General features: G+C 66.8%; 16 protein-coding genes. 11 read left to right on the top strand and 5 right to left on the bottom strand.

Features of this window, described 5'->3' with window-relative positions:
• Positions 1 to 28 precede the first annotated feature (28 nt).
• The 7 genes from ccmD (at position 29) to CWC60_RS02620 (ending at position 6,122) form a co-directional block, all read left to right on the top strand.
• Positions 29 to 211, top strand: a complete 183-nt coding sequence (gene ccmD / locus CWC60_RS02650) for a heme exporter protein CcmD (RefSeq protein ID WP_109792512.1) — start codon at positions 29 to 31, stop codon at positions 209 to 211.
• An 8-nt stretch (positions 212 to 219) separates the two neighbouring features.
• Positions 220 to 681: a cytochrome c maturation protein CcmE gene (gene ccmE, locus CWC60_RS02645; RefSeq protein ID WP_109792608.1), complete on the top strand. Its 462-nt coding sequence runs from the start codon at positions 220 to 222 to the stop codon at positions 679 to 681.
• Positions 681 to 2,678 (top strand): heme lyase CcmF/NrfE family subunit, encoded by a 1,998-nt coding sequence (locus tag CWC60_RS02640; protein ID WP_109792511.1) that lies wholly within the window; start codon positions 681 to 683, stop codon positions 2,676 to 2,678. The genes ccmE and CWC60_RS02640 overlap by 1 nt, the downstream gene beginning before the upstream one ends.
• Before the next feature lie 2 nt (positions 2,679 to 2,680).
• Complete coding sequence (locus tag CWC60_RS02635) at positions 2,681 to 3,253, top strand: DsbE family thiol:disulfide interchange protein (protein ID WP_109792510.1); 573 nt, start codon at positions 2,681 to 2,683, stop codon at positions 3,251 to 3,253.
• Positions 3,250 to 3,738, top strand: a complete 489-nt coding sequence (locus CWC60_RS02630; protein WP_109792509.1) for a cytochrome c-type biogenesis protein — start codon at positions 3,250 to 3,252, stop codon at positions 3,736 to 3,738. The genes CWC60_RS02635 and CWC60_RS02630 overlap by 4 nt, the downstream gene beginning before the upstream one ends.
• A 6-nt stretch (positions 3,739 to 3,744) precedes the next feature.
• Positions 3,745 to 5,226 (top strand): c-type cytochrome biogenesis protein CcmI, encoded by a 1,482-nt coding sequence (ccmI, locus tag CWC60_RS02625; protein ID WP_109792508.1) that lies wholly within the window; start codon positions 3,745 to 3,747, stop codon positions 5,224 to 5,226.
• A 347-nt stretch (positions 5,227 to 5,573) separates the two neighbouring features.
• Positions 5,574 to 6,122: an NUDIX hydrolase gene (locus CWC60_RS02620; protein ID WP_109792507.1), complete on the top strand. Its 549-nt coding sequence runs from the start codon at positions 5,574 to 5,576 to the stop codon at positions 6,120 to 6,122.
• Between the two features lie 4 nt (positions 6,123 to 6,126).
• On the opposite strand, the gene CWC60_RS02615 is transcribed toward CWC60_RS02620, so the two are convergent.
• Positions 6,127 to 6,621 carry a DinB family protein gene (locus CWC60_RS02615; RefSeq protein WP_109792607.1) on the bottom strand — a complete coding sequence of 165 codons (495 nt, stop codon included), beginning with the start codon at positions 6,619 to 6,621 and terminating at the stop codon, positions 6,127 to 6,129.
• 109 nt (positions 6,622 to 6,730) lie between these two features.
• Here CWC60_RS02615 and CWC60_RS02610 point away from each other — a divergent pair, with 109 nt between their 5' ends.
• The 3 genes from CWC60_RS02610 to CWC60_RS02600 are packed head-to-tail and all read left to right on the top strand — an operon-like array spanning position 6,731 to position 8,919.
• Positions 6,731 to 7,264: a peptidylprolyl isomerase gene (locus CWC60_RS02610; protein ID WP_109792506.1), complete on the top strand. Its 534-nt coding sequence runs from the start codon at positions 6,731 to 6,733 to the stop codon at positions 7,262 to 7,264.
• A gap of 6 nt (positions 7,265 to 7,270) precedes the next feature.
• Positions 7,271 to 8,155: a class I SAM-dependent methyltransferase gene (locus CWC60_RS02605; RefSeq protein ID WP_109792505.1), complete on the top strand. Its 885-nt coding sequence runs from the start codon at positions 7,271 to 7,273 to the stop codon at positions 8,153 to 8,155.
• Positions 8,156 to 8,178: 23 nt separating this feature from the next.
• A complete protein-coding gene (locus tag CWC60_RS02600) occupies positions 8,179 to 8,919 on the top strand; it encodes an SDR family oxidoreductase (protein WP_109792504.1) in 741 nt (246 codons plus the stop codon).
• 4 nt (positions 8,920 to 8,923) lie between these two features.
• Here the strand turns inward: CWC60_RS02600 and CWC60_RS02595 are convergent, their stop codons facing one another.
• The 3 genes from CWC60_RS02595 to CWC60_RS02585 all read right to left on the bottom strand — a co-directional run bounded on the left by CWC60_RS02595 (position 8,924) and on the right by CWC60_RS02585 (position 11,210).
• A complete protein-coding gene (locus CWC60_RS02595) occupies positions 8,924 to 9,520 on the bottom strand; it encodes a 2-hydroxychromene-2-carboxylate isomerase (RefSeq protein ID WP_109792503.1) in 597 nt (198 codons plus the stop codon).
• Between the two features lie 16 nt (positions 9,521 to 9,536).
• Entirely contained in the window at positions 9,537 to 10,262 is a 726-nt protein-coding gene (locus tag CWC60_RS02590) for a glutaredoxin family protein (protein ID WP_109792606.1), read from the bottom strand.
• 177 nt (positions 10,263 to 10,439) lie between these two features.
• Positions 10,440 to 11,210, bottom strand: coding sequence for an SDR family oxidoreductase (locus CWC60_RS02585; protein WP_109792502.1), 771 nt, complete (start codon positions 11,208 to 11,210; stop codon positions 10,440 to 10,442).
• Between the two features lie 193 nt (positions 11,211 to 11,403).
• On the opposite strand from CWC60_RS02585, the gene CWC60_RS02580 reads away from it, so the two are divergent.
• On the top strand, positions 11,404 to 11,997 hold the full coding sequence (locus CWC60_RS02580) for a superoxide dismutase (protein ID WP_109792501.1): 594 nt from the start codon (positions 11,404 to 11,406) through the stop codon (positions 11,995 to 11,997).
• A gap of 327 nt (positions 11,998 to 12,324) precedes the next feature.
• Here the strand turns inward: CWC60_RS02580 and CWC60_RS02575 are convergent, their stop codons facing one another.
• On the bottom strand, positions 12,325 to 13,347 hold the full coding sequence (locus CWC60_RS02575) for a class I fructose-bisphosphate aldolase (RefSeq protein ID WP_109792500.1): 1,023 nt from the start codon (positions 13,345 to 13,347) through the stop codon (positions 12,325 to 12,327).
• Between the last annotated feature and the right edge of the window lie 6 nt (positions 13,348 to 13,353).

The raw sequence follows: 13,353 nt of genomic DNA, 5'->3' as shown, positions 1-13,353 counted from the left end.
TGTTCACGGCGAGCGGAGACAGGGCCCGATGAGCGAGTTTCTCGCGATGGGCGGCTATGCGGCCTATGTCTGGCCGACCTATGGCGCCACGGCGCTGGTGATGGTCGTGCTGCTGGTCGTCAGCGTGCGCGGCGCGAAGCGCGCCGAGCGCGAGGCGCGGGCGCTGGAGGCGTTGAGCCCCCGGCGGCGGAGAAAGGCGGAGAAGCGTTGAGCAGGAAAATCAGCAGGAAACGGCAGCGGCTGGCGCTGGTTCTGATCGGCTTGCTGTTCGTGGGGGGCGCGGTCGGGTTCTCCCTGATGGCGCTGAACGAGGAGCTGGATGTCTTCCGCAGCCCGACCCAGCTGGTCGAGAACGGCTTTCCCGAGGGCAAGCGGTTCCGCGTCGGCGGTCTGGTCGAGGACGGCTCGATCGAGAAGGAAGGCATCATCACCCGCTTCCGGGTGACGGACGGGGTCAACGCCATCGAGGTCTCCTACAACAAGATCCTGCCCGACCTGTTCCGGCATTGTCAGGGCGTCATCGCCCTTGGCGAGCTTGACGGCGGCGGCCGCTTCGTCGCCCATGAGGTGCTGGCCAAGCACGACGAGAACTACATGCCGCCCGAGATCGCCGCGACGATGCAGGGCCCGGGCAATTGCGAGGGCAAGATGCAGATGAGCAGCGCGAAGGCCGTGAACTGATGGCCCCCGAACTCGGACAATACGCGCTGGTGCTGGCGATCATCGTCGCCACCGTGCAGGCCATCGTGCCGCAGATCGGCGCGGCGCGGCGCGACGCCGGCTGGATGGCCATCGCGACGCCGGCGGCGCAGGCGCAGTTCCTGCTGGTGCTGTTCGCCTTCGGCTGTCTGACGGTGAGTTTCGTGACCTCCGACTTCTCGGTCGCGAACGTCGTCGCCAACAGCCATTCACTGAAGCCGATGATTTACAAGATCAGCGGCGTCTGGGGGAATCACGAAGGCTCGCTGCTGCTCTGGATCCTGATCCTGACGCTATTCGGCGCCGCCGTGGCGCGATTCGGCGATAACCTGCCGCCGACGCTGAAGGCGCGGGTGCTGTCGGTGCAGGCGATGATCGGCGTCGGCTTCCTCGCCTTCATCCTGTTCACGTCAAACCCCTTCGAGCGGATCGACCCGGCGCCCTTCGAGGGGCAGGGGCTTAACCCGCTGCTGCAGGATCCGGCGCTGGCCATCCATCCGCCCTTCCTCTACCTCGGCTATGTCGGCCTGTCGGTTTCCTTCTCCTTCGCCGTGGCGGCGCTGATCGAGGGCCGCGTCGACCCGGCCTGGGCGCGCTGGGTCAGACCCTGGACGCTGGCGGCCTGGATGTTCCTGACCTGCGGCATCTCGCTGGGCAGCTACTGGGCCTATTACGAACTTGGCTGGGGCGGCTGGTGGTTCTGGGACCCGGTGGAGAACGCCTCCTTCATGCCCTGGCTGGCGGCGACCGCGCTGCTGCACTCCTCGATCGTGGTGGAGAAGCGCGACGCGCTGAAAAGCTGGACGGTATTGCTGGCGATCCTCGCCTTCTCGCTTTCGCTGCTGGGCACGTTCCTGGTTCGCTCGGGCGTGCTGAATTCGGTCCACGCCTTCGCCACCGATCCGGCGCGCGGCGTCTTCATCCTCGCCTTCCTTGGGGCTGTCGTGGGCGGTTCGCTGGTGCTCTATGCGCTGCGCGCGCCGCTGCTGAAGGGCGGCGGGGTATTCCAGCCGGTCAGCCGCGAAGGCACGCTGGTGCTGAACAACCTGCTGCTCACCACCGCCTGTCTCACGGTCCTGCTCGGCACGCTCTATCCGTTGTTCCTCGACGCCGTCACCGGTGAGAAGGTCTCGGTCGGTCCGCCCTATTTCAACGCGACCTTCGTGCCGCTGATGACGCCGCTGGTGGCGGCGCTGGCCATCGGGCCGATGATGGCCTGGAAGCGGGGCGACCTGATCGGCATCCTCAAACGCCTGCGGTTCGTCGCCATGGCCGCATTCGTCGCCGCGGTGGCGACCCTGTGGGCGGCTTTCGACATATCGCTTCTCGCGGTGCTGGGCATGGTCCTGGTCGTCTGGCTCGGCTTCGGCGTGCTCTGGGAATTGGGCGAGCGGGTGAAGCTGTTCCGGGTTTCCCCCCGCGAGAGCTGGCGGCGCGCGCGCGGCCTGCCCCGGGCCAGCTTCGGCATGAGCCTGGCGCATCTGGGCGTTGCGCTGATGGTGCTCGGCATCACCGCCTCGGAGACCTGGCAGGAGGAAATCCAGACCATCATGCGGCCGGGCGACACGCAGACCGTGGGTGACTACGATCTGACCTTCGTCGGCGCCCAGACGGTGCCGGGCCCGAACTACGAATCGCTTTCCGGCGCCTTCGTCGTCACCAGGGACGGCCAGCCCGTCACCGTGCTGCAGCCCGAGATGCGTACCTTCACCAGTCCGCCCATGGAAACCACTGAGGCCGCCATCCGCTCAAACTTCGCCGGCGACCTCTATACCGTGCTGGGCGAGCCCGATGGCGAGGGCGGCTATGCCGTCCGGCTATATTACAAGCCGCTGGTGATCTGGATCTGGCTGGGAACGCTGTTCATGGTCGCCGGCGGCCTCGTTTCGCTCAGCGATCGCCGACACCGCATTGGCGCCCCGGCACGCCGCGCGGCACAGGCGCCGGGCGACGCCGCCATCGCAGGCGCTGGAGACTGAACATGTCCGAACAGGCCGAAGAACAGCCGACGGGCGGCTCGTCCCTGCGCTGGCTCTGGGCGTTGCTTCCCATCGCGGTTTTCGTCGTGATCGGCGGCTTCCTGTTCCAGGGGCTTTCGCTGGATCCGAAGTCCATCCCGTCCGTGCTGATCGACAAGCCGGCGCCGGAGTTCGACCTGCCGCCGCTGCCAGGCAAGGACAACGGCCTCTCGCGCGCCGATCTGGGCGGCGAACCGGCCCTGGTCAACGTCTTCGCGAGCTGGTGCGTGGCCTGCCGGGTGGAGCATCCGATCCTGATGGAACTGCAGAAGTCCGGCGAGGTGCCGATCTACGGTCTGAACTACAAGGACAGGCCCAACGAGGCGATTTCCTGGCTGGACCGTTTCGGCGATCCCTATGACCGCATCGGCTCCGACGTGAACGGCCGTGTCGGCATCGACTTCGGCGTCTATGGCGTGCCGGAGACCTTCGTGATCGACCGCAACGGCGTCATCGTCGACAAGGTCATCGGTCCGATCACGCCGCAGATCCTGCGCGACAAGCTGCGGCCTCTGCTGGCGGAGCTGCGGAAATGACTTTGCTTCGGCCATTTCAGTTCCTCCTGCTTGCCGCGTTGCTGGCGTTCGCCATGCCCGCACTGGCGATCTTCACCGAGAAGCCGCTGGAGGATCCGCAGAAAGAGGCTCGCGCGCAGGAGCTGATGAAGGAACTGCGCTGCCTCGTCTGCCAGAACCAGGCGATCAGCGAGAGCCACGCGCCGCTGGCGCGCGACCTGCGCGTGCTGCTGCGCGAGCGCATCGCCGCCGGAGACACCAATGAGGAAGCCCGGGACTACATGGTGGCCCGGTACGGCGACTGGGTGCTGCTGGATACGCCGATGAAGGCGACGACCTACCTCCTGTGGTTCGGTCCGCTGCTGATCCTCGTTCCCGGCCTCATCATCTCGGCGGTCTATCTGCGGCGCCGGCGGGCGGCGGGCAGGACCGGCGGCGGCAACGAGGCGCCGCTGACCGAGGCCGAGCGCGCCGAACTGGACCGCGCCCTTTCCGATCAAAGGTAGCTGCACTTGCTTTTCTGGATCCTGATCGCCGCGATCACGCTCGCCGTGCTTCTCTTCGTGCTGCGCCCGCTGGTCGGCGCCGGGCGGGGCGCCGCGCGCCGCGGCGACTACGACATGACCGTCTACCGCAGCCAGATCGACGAACTGCGCGCCGAGGAAGCGCGCGGGGTGATCTCGCCGGCCGAGGCGCGCGCCGCCCGCAACGAGATCGAACGGCGCATGCTGCAGGCTTCGCGCGACGCCGAACCGGACGTGCGTGAAGGCGGCGGCGCGCCCCTGATCGTCGGGCTCGTCATCGCCGTCGCGGTGCCGCTCGGCGCGGGGGCGCTCTATCTCGCCATCGGCAATCCGGACCTGCCCGCCCAGCCGCTGGCCCAGCGCATCGAAGTCCCGGCGGGCGCCGCCCGCATGGCCGCGGCGCAGCCGGGGGCGCCGTCGTCCGAACAGGGCCTTGAATCGGTTTCCAACATGGTGGGCAATCTGGAGCGCCGCCTGGAGGAGGATCCGGAGAACTTCGAGGGCTGGATGCTGCTCGGCCGCAGCTATGGCGTCATGGACCGCTATGGCGACGCCGCGGGGGCCTATGCGAAGGCGGCGGCCCTGCCGGAGGCCGCGAGCGATCCGGCCCCGCACATGCAACTCGGCGAGGCGCTCGTCTTTTCCTCGAACGGAGTCGTCATCGAGCGCGCGCAGGCGGCTTTCCGCCGCGCCGTCGAGATTGACGCCAATCATCCCGGCGCGCGCTATTACCTGGCTCTGGCGCGCGGACAGGGCGGCGATCTGAAGGGGGCCTATGACGGCTGGGTGTCGCTGGCGCAGGATTCGCCGGCCGACGCGCCCTGGCTGCCCGCGCTCAGGGAACGCATCGCCGAGGTGGCGCGCGATCTGGACGTCGAGCCGCCGGCGGAGCTGATGGACCGGATGGCCGCGGCCGGCGCCGCGCCCGGTCCTTCCGCCCCGCCCGCACCGGCCCGGAGCGGCGATGCCGCGGCGCCCGGCCCGTCCGCCGAGGACATCCAGGCGGCGCAGGAGATGTCGGCCGACGACCGCCAGGCGATGATCCGCGGTATGGTCGAGGGACTGGCCGCAAGGCTGGAAGAGAACCCGGACGACTATGACGGCTGGATGCGTCTCGCCCGCGCGCGCGGCGTGCTGGGCGAGACCGATGCCATGATCGAAGCCTATGAGAACGCGGCACGGCTTCGCCCGGAGGATACGGAGACCCGGCTGGCGCTGGCCGGTGCGCTCGTGGACGCCGGCGGTGATGGCCCGTTGTCGCCCAGGGCGGTCGAGGCGTTCCGCGCGGTGCTCGAGGTCGATCCCGACAACCCCGATGCCCTGTGGTTCGTCGGCCGGGGTGAGGCCGAGGCCGGCCGGCCGGAGGCCGCTGTGCAGGCATGGCGGAAACTGCTGGGCACCCTGGCGCCGGGCAGCGACGCCCATACAGCCGTCCAGGCCCAGATCGAACGGCTTCAGCAGGGACAATAAAAAACGGAGACGCCGAGGGGCTGGCGTCTCCGTTGGAAGTGCGGTCATGACTTCCGTCATGCCGATCAAGGGAATGCTGCGGCGACTGAAAAACTCTACGACGCCAGGCGCCACGCATTGCCATCAGCAATCGGCGTGCCATGGCCAGTTCACCGCCGGAGTCAGGCGGTTCCCCTGAAATTGCTGCCCGGACGGTCGGCGCCTCATGTCCCAATGCGGGGCGAATGGACTTGCCGCCGCCTTCCAACTAGCATCCCGCTACGGCGAAATGTGCCGAAAGGATACAACCGGTTCCGGCGGGGCAACGGGGGATGGCGCCGTCCGCCGCCGAGGCAGATGGAGCAGTCATGAGACACCTACCGGGCGGGGAAAACTTCAGTCAGCAGGTGCCCGCCGGCGACGACCGGGAACGCATGGTCTGCGACGAGTGCGGCTGGGTGCACTACGTCAATCCGAAGATCGTCGTCGGCGCCGTCTGCCGCCACGGCGACAAGGTGCTGCTCTGCCGCCGGGCCATCGAGCCGCGCCGGGGCTTCTGGACCATCCCGGCGGGCTTCATGGAGGAGCGCGAGACCTCGGCCGAGGGCGCCGCGCGGGAAGCCTGGGAGGAGGCCGGCGTGGAACTGCGCATGGGGCCGCTGCTGGCGGTCTACAACATTCCCCGGATTTCCCAGGTGCAGCTCATCTACAAGGCCGAGCTGGCCGCGCCGGGCTTCGAAGCGGGGCCGGAATCCCTCGAGGTCGCCCTCTTCGATTTCGATGAGATTCCCTGGGACGAACTCGCCTTCCCCAGCGTGCGCTGGGCGCTGGATCAGGTCCGCGAGGTCTGGGACCGCGACGACTTCGCAACATTCGGCAACCCGCCGGGCGAAACCGGCCGCATGACGCCGCCCTGAGCGGTCAGCCCTGCCGGCCGAAATAGACGAGATCCATCGAAGGCGGCTCGAAACCCAGATGCCCGACGATGGCGTGCGCCTGGCCGCGATGGTGGGTCTGGTGATTGAAGACGTGGCCGAGAATCAGGTCGAGCGGATTGGCGAAGATCTCGCCCGCCATGTTGCGGTAGCTGAAATCGCGTTCGAAGTCCTCCGGCGAGAGCCGCCCGGTCCAGGCCAGCAGCCGTTCGTCCTCGGTCTCGCGGGCGTCCCTGAGCGCGCCGAAGTCGTCGAAAAGCACCGCGTCCAGCCGCGCCGGCGCCTCGCCTTCGCCCGTCAGCCGTTTCAGCCAGATACGGTCGGCTGCCAGCAGATGGTTCAGCGTGCCGTGAACGGAGCCGAAAAAGGCGCCCACGTCGCGGCGGTAGGCCTCGTCGGGGATTTTCGCCGCCGCATCGTAGATCAGGCCGTTGGCCCAACGGTTGTAGCGGGCCATGCGCTGGAAATAGGCCGGAAACATCAAACCCTCCCATGCCCGCCGATCGGCGGTTTCATCGCCGTTCGAAACCCGGTACACATCGAAAACGCGCCAGCGCAAAGGGCGCGATGCAACCCGAAGGAGTCTGCGAATGCGTCGACTGATGCTGGCGCTTGTAACCGTACTATCTATCGCGACGACGACCAATGGCGAGGCGGCGGATTTGGAAAACACACTCTACATCGACCTGGAACATGGCCGCGTGGTCATCGAGATGCTGCCCGACGTGGCGCCGAAGCACGTGGAGCGGATCAAGGAACTGGCCCGCGAAGGCTTCTATGACGGCGTGGTCTTCCATCGCGTCATTCCCGGATTCATGGCGCAGACCGGCGATCCCACCGGCACCGGCCGCGGCGGCTCGAAGAAGTCGGACCTGCCGGCCGAGTTCTCCAACACACCCTTCGAACGCGGCACCGTGGGCATGGCCCGGACCCAGAACCCGAATTCGGCCAACAGCCAGTTCTTCATCATGTTCGATCAGGGCTCGTTCCTGAACGGCCAGTACACCGTGTGGGGTCAGGTGACCGAAGGCATGGAGCATGTCGATGCGATCGCCACGGGCGAGCCGCCGCGCAATCCCGACAAGATGGTGACCGTGCAGGTGGCGGCCGACGCAAAGGACTGACCATCGTTGAACTACTACCTGGCGGCCACGGCGCTTCGCGCCTTTTCGCTCAACGGCGCCACCAAGGCGCTGTACCGCTGGCTCGGCAACCGGAAGACCGAGCGCAAGCTGTCGATGGAGCGGGCCGGCTGGGTACTCGACCGGATTGCCGAGGCGGATCTGCCGGAGCGTCCGGTCTTTCTGGAACTCGGCACGGGCTGGATGCACGCCTACAGCGTCTTTCCCGCGCTGATCCATGAGGCCGAGGTTCACTGCTTCGACGTCTGGGACAACCGGGCCTTCGCCGCATTCCGGGCGGCGCTGCCCCAGGTCCGTCAGGGGCTCGCGGGCCTGCACCTGACGCCGGCGCAGCGGGAGCGGGCCGAGGCCCGCCTTGGCGGTCTCGAAGGGGCGGAGAGCTTTGACGACGTCTATGCCCTCCTCGACATGCACTACGTCATCGATCATGACGGCGTTCTGCCCTACCCGGATGGCCGCTTCGACATGATCTATTCGGTCGACGTGCTGGAACATGTCGCCGCCGACGGCTTCCGGCGCGCCGCCGAGGACTGGTACCGGGTGCTGAAGCCGGGCGGGCGCATGGCGGCCCAGGTCGGGCTGGACGATCACCTCGCGCACTACGATCCCTCACGCTCGAAGAAGCATTATCTGCGACATTCGAAAGCCGCGTTCAGCCGCTGGCTGGAGAACGACGTGCAGTACATCAACCGCATTCCGGCCGGCGAGATGATCGCCATCCTGGAAGGCGTCGGTTTCCGCACGCTGGCCGCTGAGCGCTGGAGCGTCGAGGACCCGGCGGGATTGCCGGTGCACAGGGACTATGCGGGCCAGCCGCCCGAGGATATCGCGGCCTGGCGGCTGCTGCTGACCATGGAGAAGCCGGCAGCCTGACCGGCACGGAGCGGGAGGGGTTCATGAACGCGATCGATCTGAAGGGCCGAAGAGCCATCGTGACCGGCGGGGCGCAAGGCATCGGCCGTGCGATCGCCGAGCGTTTCATTGCCTCCGGCGCGGCGGTGTCGATCTGGGACCGCGACGAAGCCCTGGCCGCGGAGACCGCTACGGCGATCGGGGCGACACCCGCGGTGGTCGACGTCACCGACCATGCGGCCATCGATGGCGCTCTGGCCGACACGATGGCGGCGCTGGGCGGCCTCGACATTCTGGTCTGCAACGCCGGGATCGCCGGCGCCAACCGGAAGGTCTGGGACTACACGCCCGAGGAATGGCGTCAGATCGTCGAGATCAACCTGATCGGCGTCTACCTGTGCTGCCGCGCCGTGGCGCCGAAGCTGATCGAGAACGGCTATGGCCGGATCGTCAACATCGCTTCGGTCGCGGGCAAGGAGGGCAATCCCAATGCCTCGGCCTATTCGGCCTCGAAGGCCGGGGTCATCGCGCTGACCAAGTCGCTGGGCAAGGAACTGGCGGACCGCAACGTGATGGTCAACTGCGTCACCCCGGCCGCGGCGCGGACGGCGATCTTCGAGCAGATGAGCCAGGAGCACATCGACTTCATGCTTTCGAAGATTCCGATGGGCCGTTTCGTCGAGCCTTCCGAGATCGCGGCGCTGGTGACCTGGCTCGCCTCCGAGGACTGCAGCTTCACCACCGGCCAGGCGATCGACATCTCCGGGGGCCGCGCGACCTATTAGATCGTCAACCGGCCTGGCGTCTGAGCTCGTCCTCGACGAAATCCATCCGGTCCTTGCCCCAGAACAGTTCGTCGCCGATCAGGAAAGAGGGCGCGCCGAAAACGCCGCGCTCCAGGCCTTCCTCCGTTTCCGCGATCAACAACTCGCGGACGGCGGGGCTTTCCACCTCGGCTTCGAACGCTTCGGGATCGACGCCCAGCCTCTCGGCAAGGCGGGTGAGGCCGGCGATCTCCGCAATCGAATGGTCATTGCGCTCCCAGTAGGCCTCGAGCACGGCGGTAATGAATTCATGCTCCAGCCCGCGGCCCCGCATGGCCAGGGCGCCGCGCAGCGCGCGGCTGGTCTTGATCGGAAAGACGTCGGGAAAACGGAAGGCGAGGCCGTACTTCGCCGTCCAGCGCTCCAGATCGCGCTTGCGGTTGGCGATCTTCGCCGGCGGCTCGTCCATCAGGACATAGTCATGATGGCGGAAGACGTGACCGAGATTGAAGGCGCGCGGGACGATGGCCGCGCCGTAGCGCGCCGCGATCGGCGGCAGCAGCTTCCAGGCGAAGTAGGTGTTGGTGCTGCCGGGATCCCAGAAGAACTCTATCGCGGACATGGCAACCGACCGTGGTTCACTGCAGTACGTATATCTTCAGCGGCATCCATATCCCCATGACAGTCATCATCAGGTTCTCGGTCAAGGAGATCGCGCCGAGCGGCACGTTGGAACTGCCGCCGACGCAGGCGCAATTCAGTTCGCGCTTGTCGACATAGACGGCCTTGAAGACCGACACCGATCCGACCAGGCCGATGAACAGCGCCACCGGCGCGGCGAGCCAGATCAGCGCGCCCGCCAGCATCAGGATGCCGGCGAAGGCCTCGGCGTAGGGATAGATGTAGCCATAGCGCACCCAGCGCCGGGCCAGCAGGTCGTAGTTCAGGAACATGGTCGAGAAGCTCTCGACGTCGTCGAGCTTCTGCAGGGCCAGCAGACTCATCGCGGTCGCGACGAACCATTCCAGCGTCTGGATGGCGAGAAGTTCCGCGCCGGTGGCGATCCGGACCGCGACGGCGATCAGGAAGGCCATGATGAACAAGGCGATCACCGGCCGGTAGGTCGTGTCGTCCTGTTCCTCCGGCGGATCGTCCTTGCCCAGCCAGATCCTCAGCTCGTCATAGCCGCCGATGCGCTCGCCGCCGATGAAGATCTGCGGCGTGGCGTCGACGCCGTGCTTCTCCTGGAAGCGGTCGGTTTCCTCGCGGGTTTCCAGCCAGTGGTCGTCGACCTCAAAGCCCTCGCGTTCCAGCAGATCCTTCGCTTTCAGGCCGAAGGGGCAGAGGTGATCGGGCATGACCATGCGATGAAGCTCGGCGACCTGGCCGTCCTCCGCGTCCGCCTTCGCTGTTCGCTGATCGTCCGCCATTTCAGTGCTCCCGCAACGCTGCCGTTGTTCGTGCTCCCCTTCTTGGTCAAGGGGTTGCGGGGCACATGGCGGTTTCGCGCGCCGCTTCAAGCGCGGCGCACGGGCGTTGCCTCAGCCGGATTCGGGGCGTTTGGCCTTGAAGCGCCGCATGCCGGACAGCCAGCGGTCGACGTCGAGGGCCTTGCGCTTCATGTACTCGCGCACCTGCTCGTGGGGCAGGATGAGGAACTCTTCCTTGTCCATCGTCTCGATCACGCAGTCGGCAAGCTGCTCGGGCTCGATCATGCCGTCGACCGAAGCCACCGAGACGTTGCGGCCCGAGGTCATGGCAGTCCGCACCGCCTGCGGCGCCAGAACCGAGACATGCACGCCCCGGTCGCCATAGTTGATCGACAGCCATTCGGCGAAGGAGACCGCCGCATGCTTGGTCACCGAATAGGTGGCGGAGTTGACGTGGGTCAGCAGGCCGGCGGCGGAGGCGGTATTGATCAGATAGCCCTCGCCGCGGGCAGCCATCTTTTCGGCCACCGCGCGCGCGGCATAGACGTGGGCCATGACGTGGATGTCCCAGTTCTGCTGCCAGTCGGCGTCGGAGCTTTCCTCGCCGCCCATGCGGGCGATGCCGGCATTGGAGACGAAGACGTCGATATGGCCGTATTCATCCTCGGCCGCCTTCACCAGCCGCTTGATGTCCTCTTCCTTCGACACGTCGGTGACGACCGCGAGTCCGTTCACGCTGGCGGCGACCTGCTCCAGCTTATCGGCCTGCATGTCGGCGACGACCACGCCCTTGGCGCCTTCTTCGTGAAAGCGCTCGGCCAGCGCCTTGCCGATACCGGATGCGCCGCCCGTGATGACGCAGACCTTGCCCTTGACCCGCATGGATGATCCTCCCGATGGTTGTTTCGTGCCGTTGGGTTCTGAATAACAGCCGCGCAATCCGGCGAGAAGTCTTGACCTCTGCAACCTAGCCCCCCTTTATTCGGGGCACAGGCGCACCACTTGAAAAAGCGCAAGGGGATCGTCGCGCCGGGGGGCGGCGCCGTCCAATTCCAACGAGAACGGGAGATCCGACATGGCATTTCAACTTCCTGACCTGCCCTATGCCAAGGACGCGCTGGAGCCGCACTACTCGGCCAACACGCTCGACTTTCATCACGGCAAGCACCACAACGCCTATGTGACCAAGGCCAACGAACTGGTCCAGGGCACGCCGCTGGACAACGCCTCGGTCGAGGAAGCCATCATGGAAGCCCACAAGCAGGGCAATCAGGGGCTGTTCAACCAGGTCGCCCAGATCTGGAACCACACCTTCTTCTGGAACGGCATGGCGCCCGGCGGCGGCGGCGAGGCCAAGGGGGACATCGCCGACGCGATCAAGGCCGAGTTCGGTTCGACCGAAGAGATGGCTGCCAAGTTCAAGGCCTCGGCGGCCGGCAATTTCGGCTCCGGCTGGACCTGGCTGGTGCTCGACGGCGGCAAGCTGAAGATCCACAACACCTCCAACGCCGGCACGCCGATGACCGACGGCCTGACGCCGGTGCTGACCGTCGACGTCTGGGAGCATGCCTATTACCTGGACTACCAGAACCGGCGGCCCGACTATGTGCAGGCGTTCTTCGACCACCTGGTCAACTGGGACTTCGTCAACGCCAACATGAAGGGCTGAAGCTGCGGGCGGGGGACGACCCGCCTCCGCGCAGCCGATGACCGACAGGGCCCGGACCGCCGTCCGGGCCCTTTTTCGTTTCACCGCCCATGTCACAGCCCGGACACACCACATGCGTTCGGAATCATGCTATCCATTCACCCGTTGCGGTCATTACCGGGGGTCGGGGAAACGGTTTCCGGACGACATGGTTCTCCCGCCGCCGGAGGGGCCTAACACCCTCCATGGCCGGGAGACAGCAACAGCGAAAGGCCGTTCCCGTCGGCGCGGGGGCGGCCTTTCCTTTTTCCGGTGTCGTTGCGAGCGGTAGGGTTCCCGCGGTCGGTCTCAGGCCGCCTTTTCCAGTTCCGCGTGCCATTCACCCCGGGCGGCGGCCCAGTTCATCCGAGCGCGGTGCAGATAGGCGCGCTGTCCGGCGGCGACATTCTCCGGCTTGCCGCTCCAGGCCTTCAGCGCCGACTGCTGCAGCGCGCGGCCATAGGAGAAGCTGAGCTTCCAGGGCAGGTCGCCGCCCATCCGGTTCATGGCGTCCAGGTGCGCGGTCGCCTCTTCCTCGGTCTGGCCGCCCGACAGGAAGACGATGCCGGGCACGGCGGCCGGTACGCAGCGCTTCAGCGTCTGCAGGGTTGCGTAGGCCACCTCCTGGATGCCGGCCCGGTCGGCCGCGTCCTGACCGGAGATCACCATGTTCGGCTTCAGCAGCATGCCTTCCAGAGCCACGCGCTGGGCGTAGAGCTCGGCGAACACCGCCTCCAGCGTGTCCTCGGTCACCTTCTGGCAGCGGGCGAGGTCGTGGCCGCCGTCCATCAGCACCTCGGGCTCAACGATCGGCACGATGCCGGCTTCCTGGGAGAGAGCGGCATAGCGCGCCAGGGCATGGGCGTTGGCGGCGATGCAGTAGTCGCTCGGCAGATCGTCAGTGATCCTGATGACCGCGCGCCACTTGGCGAACTCGGCGCCCAGCTTGCGGTACTCCTCGAACCGCTCGCGCAGCCCGTCCAGACCCTCGGTCACGGTCTCTCCGGGCGCGAAGGGCAGGGGCTTGGCGCCCTTGTCGACCTTGATGCCCGGGGCGACGTCGGCGTTGCGGATGAGATCGACCAGCGGCGTCCCGTCGGCCGCCTTCTGGCGCAGGGTCTCGTCGAACAGGATGACGCCGCCGGTGTACTGGCCATGCCCTTCGGCGCGGAACAGCATCTCGCGGTAGTCGCGGCGGTTCTCTTCGGTGTTCTCGACGCCGATCTGGTCGAACCGCTTCTTGATGGTGCCGGTTGATTCGTCGGCGGCCAGAACCCCGCGGCCGTCGGCGACGATCTTCGTGGCAATGGCATTCAGGTCGCGATCGGACATCTTCTC

This window comes from Minwuia thermotolerans, from assembly GCF_002924445.1.
In the GTDB taxonomy this organism is placed as follows: domain Bacteria; phylum Pseudomonadota; class Alphaproteobacteria; order Minwuiales; family Minwuiaceae; genus Minwuia; species Minwuia thermotolerans.
Note: the sequence above shows the minus strand (reverse complement) of the source record. Positions and strands in the feature narration are given on the sequence as shown.

Excerpts from the sequence above, each read along its gene's own strand:
- CWC60_RS02580 (WP_109792501.1), top strand. The coding sequence starts at position 11,404 with ATGGCATTTCAACTTCCTGACCTGCCCTATGCCAAGGACGCGCTGGAG.
- CWC60_RS02635 (WP_109792510.1), top strand. The coding sequence starts at position 2,681 with ATGTCCGAACAGGCCGAAGAACAGCCGACGGGCGGCTCGTCCCTGCGC.
- CWC60_RS02610 (WP_109792506.1), top strand. The coding sequence starts at position 6,731 with ATGCGTCGACTGATGCTGGCGCTTGTAACCGTACTATCTATCGCGACG.
- CWC60_RS02585 (WP_109792502.1), bottom strand. The coding sequence starts at position 11,210 with ATGCGGGTCAAGGGCAAGGTCTGCGTCATCACGGGCGGCGCATCCGGT.
- CWC60_RS02630 (WP_109792509.1), top strand. The coding sequence starts at position 3,250 with ATGACTTTGCTTCGGCCATTTCAGTTCCTCCTGCTTGCCGCGTTGCTG.
- ccmD (WP_109792512.1), top strand. The coding sequence starts at position 29 with ATGAGCGAGTTTCTCGCGATGGGCGGCTATGCGGCCTATGTCTGGCCG.
- CWC60_RS02600 (WP_109792504.1), top strand. The coding sequence starts at position 8,179 with ATGAACGCGATCGATCTGAAGGGCCGAAGAGCCATCGTGACCGGCGGG.
- CWC60_RS02595 (WP_109792503.1), bottom strand. The coding sequence starts at position 9,520 with ATGTCCGCGATAGAGTTCTTCTGGGATCCCGGCAGCACCAACACCTAC.
- CWC60_RS02640 (WP_109792511.1), top strand. The coding sequence starts at position 681 with ATGGCCCCCGAACTCGGACAATACGCGCTGGTGCTGGCGATCATCGTC.
- CWC60_RS02575 (WP_109792500.1), bottom strand. The coding sequence starts at position 13,347 with ATGTCCGATCGCGACCTGAATGCCATTGCCACGAAGATCGTCGCCGAC.
- CWC60_RS02590 (WP_109792606.1), bottom strand. The coding sequence starts at position 10,262 with ATGGTCATGCCCGATCACCTCTGCCCCTTCGGCCTGAAAGCGAAGGAT.
- CWC60_RS02615 (WP_109792607.1), bottom strand. The coding sequence starts at position 6,621 with ATGTTTCCGGCCTATTTCCAGCGCATGGCCCGCTACAACCGTTGGGCC.
- CWC60_RS02620 (WP_109792507.1), top strand. The coding sequence starts at position 5,574 with ATGAGACACCTACCGGGCGGGGAAAACTTCAGTCAGCAGGTGCCCGCC.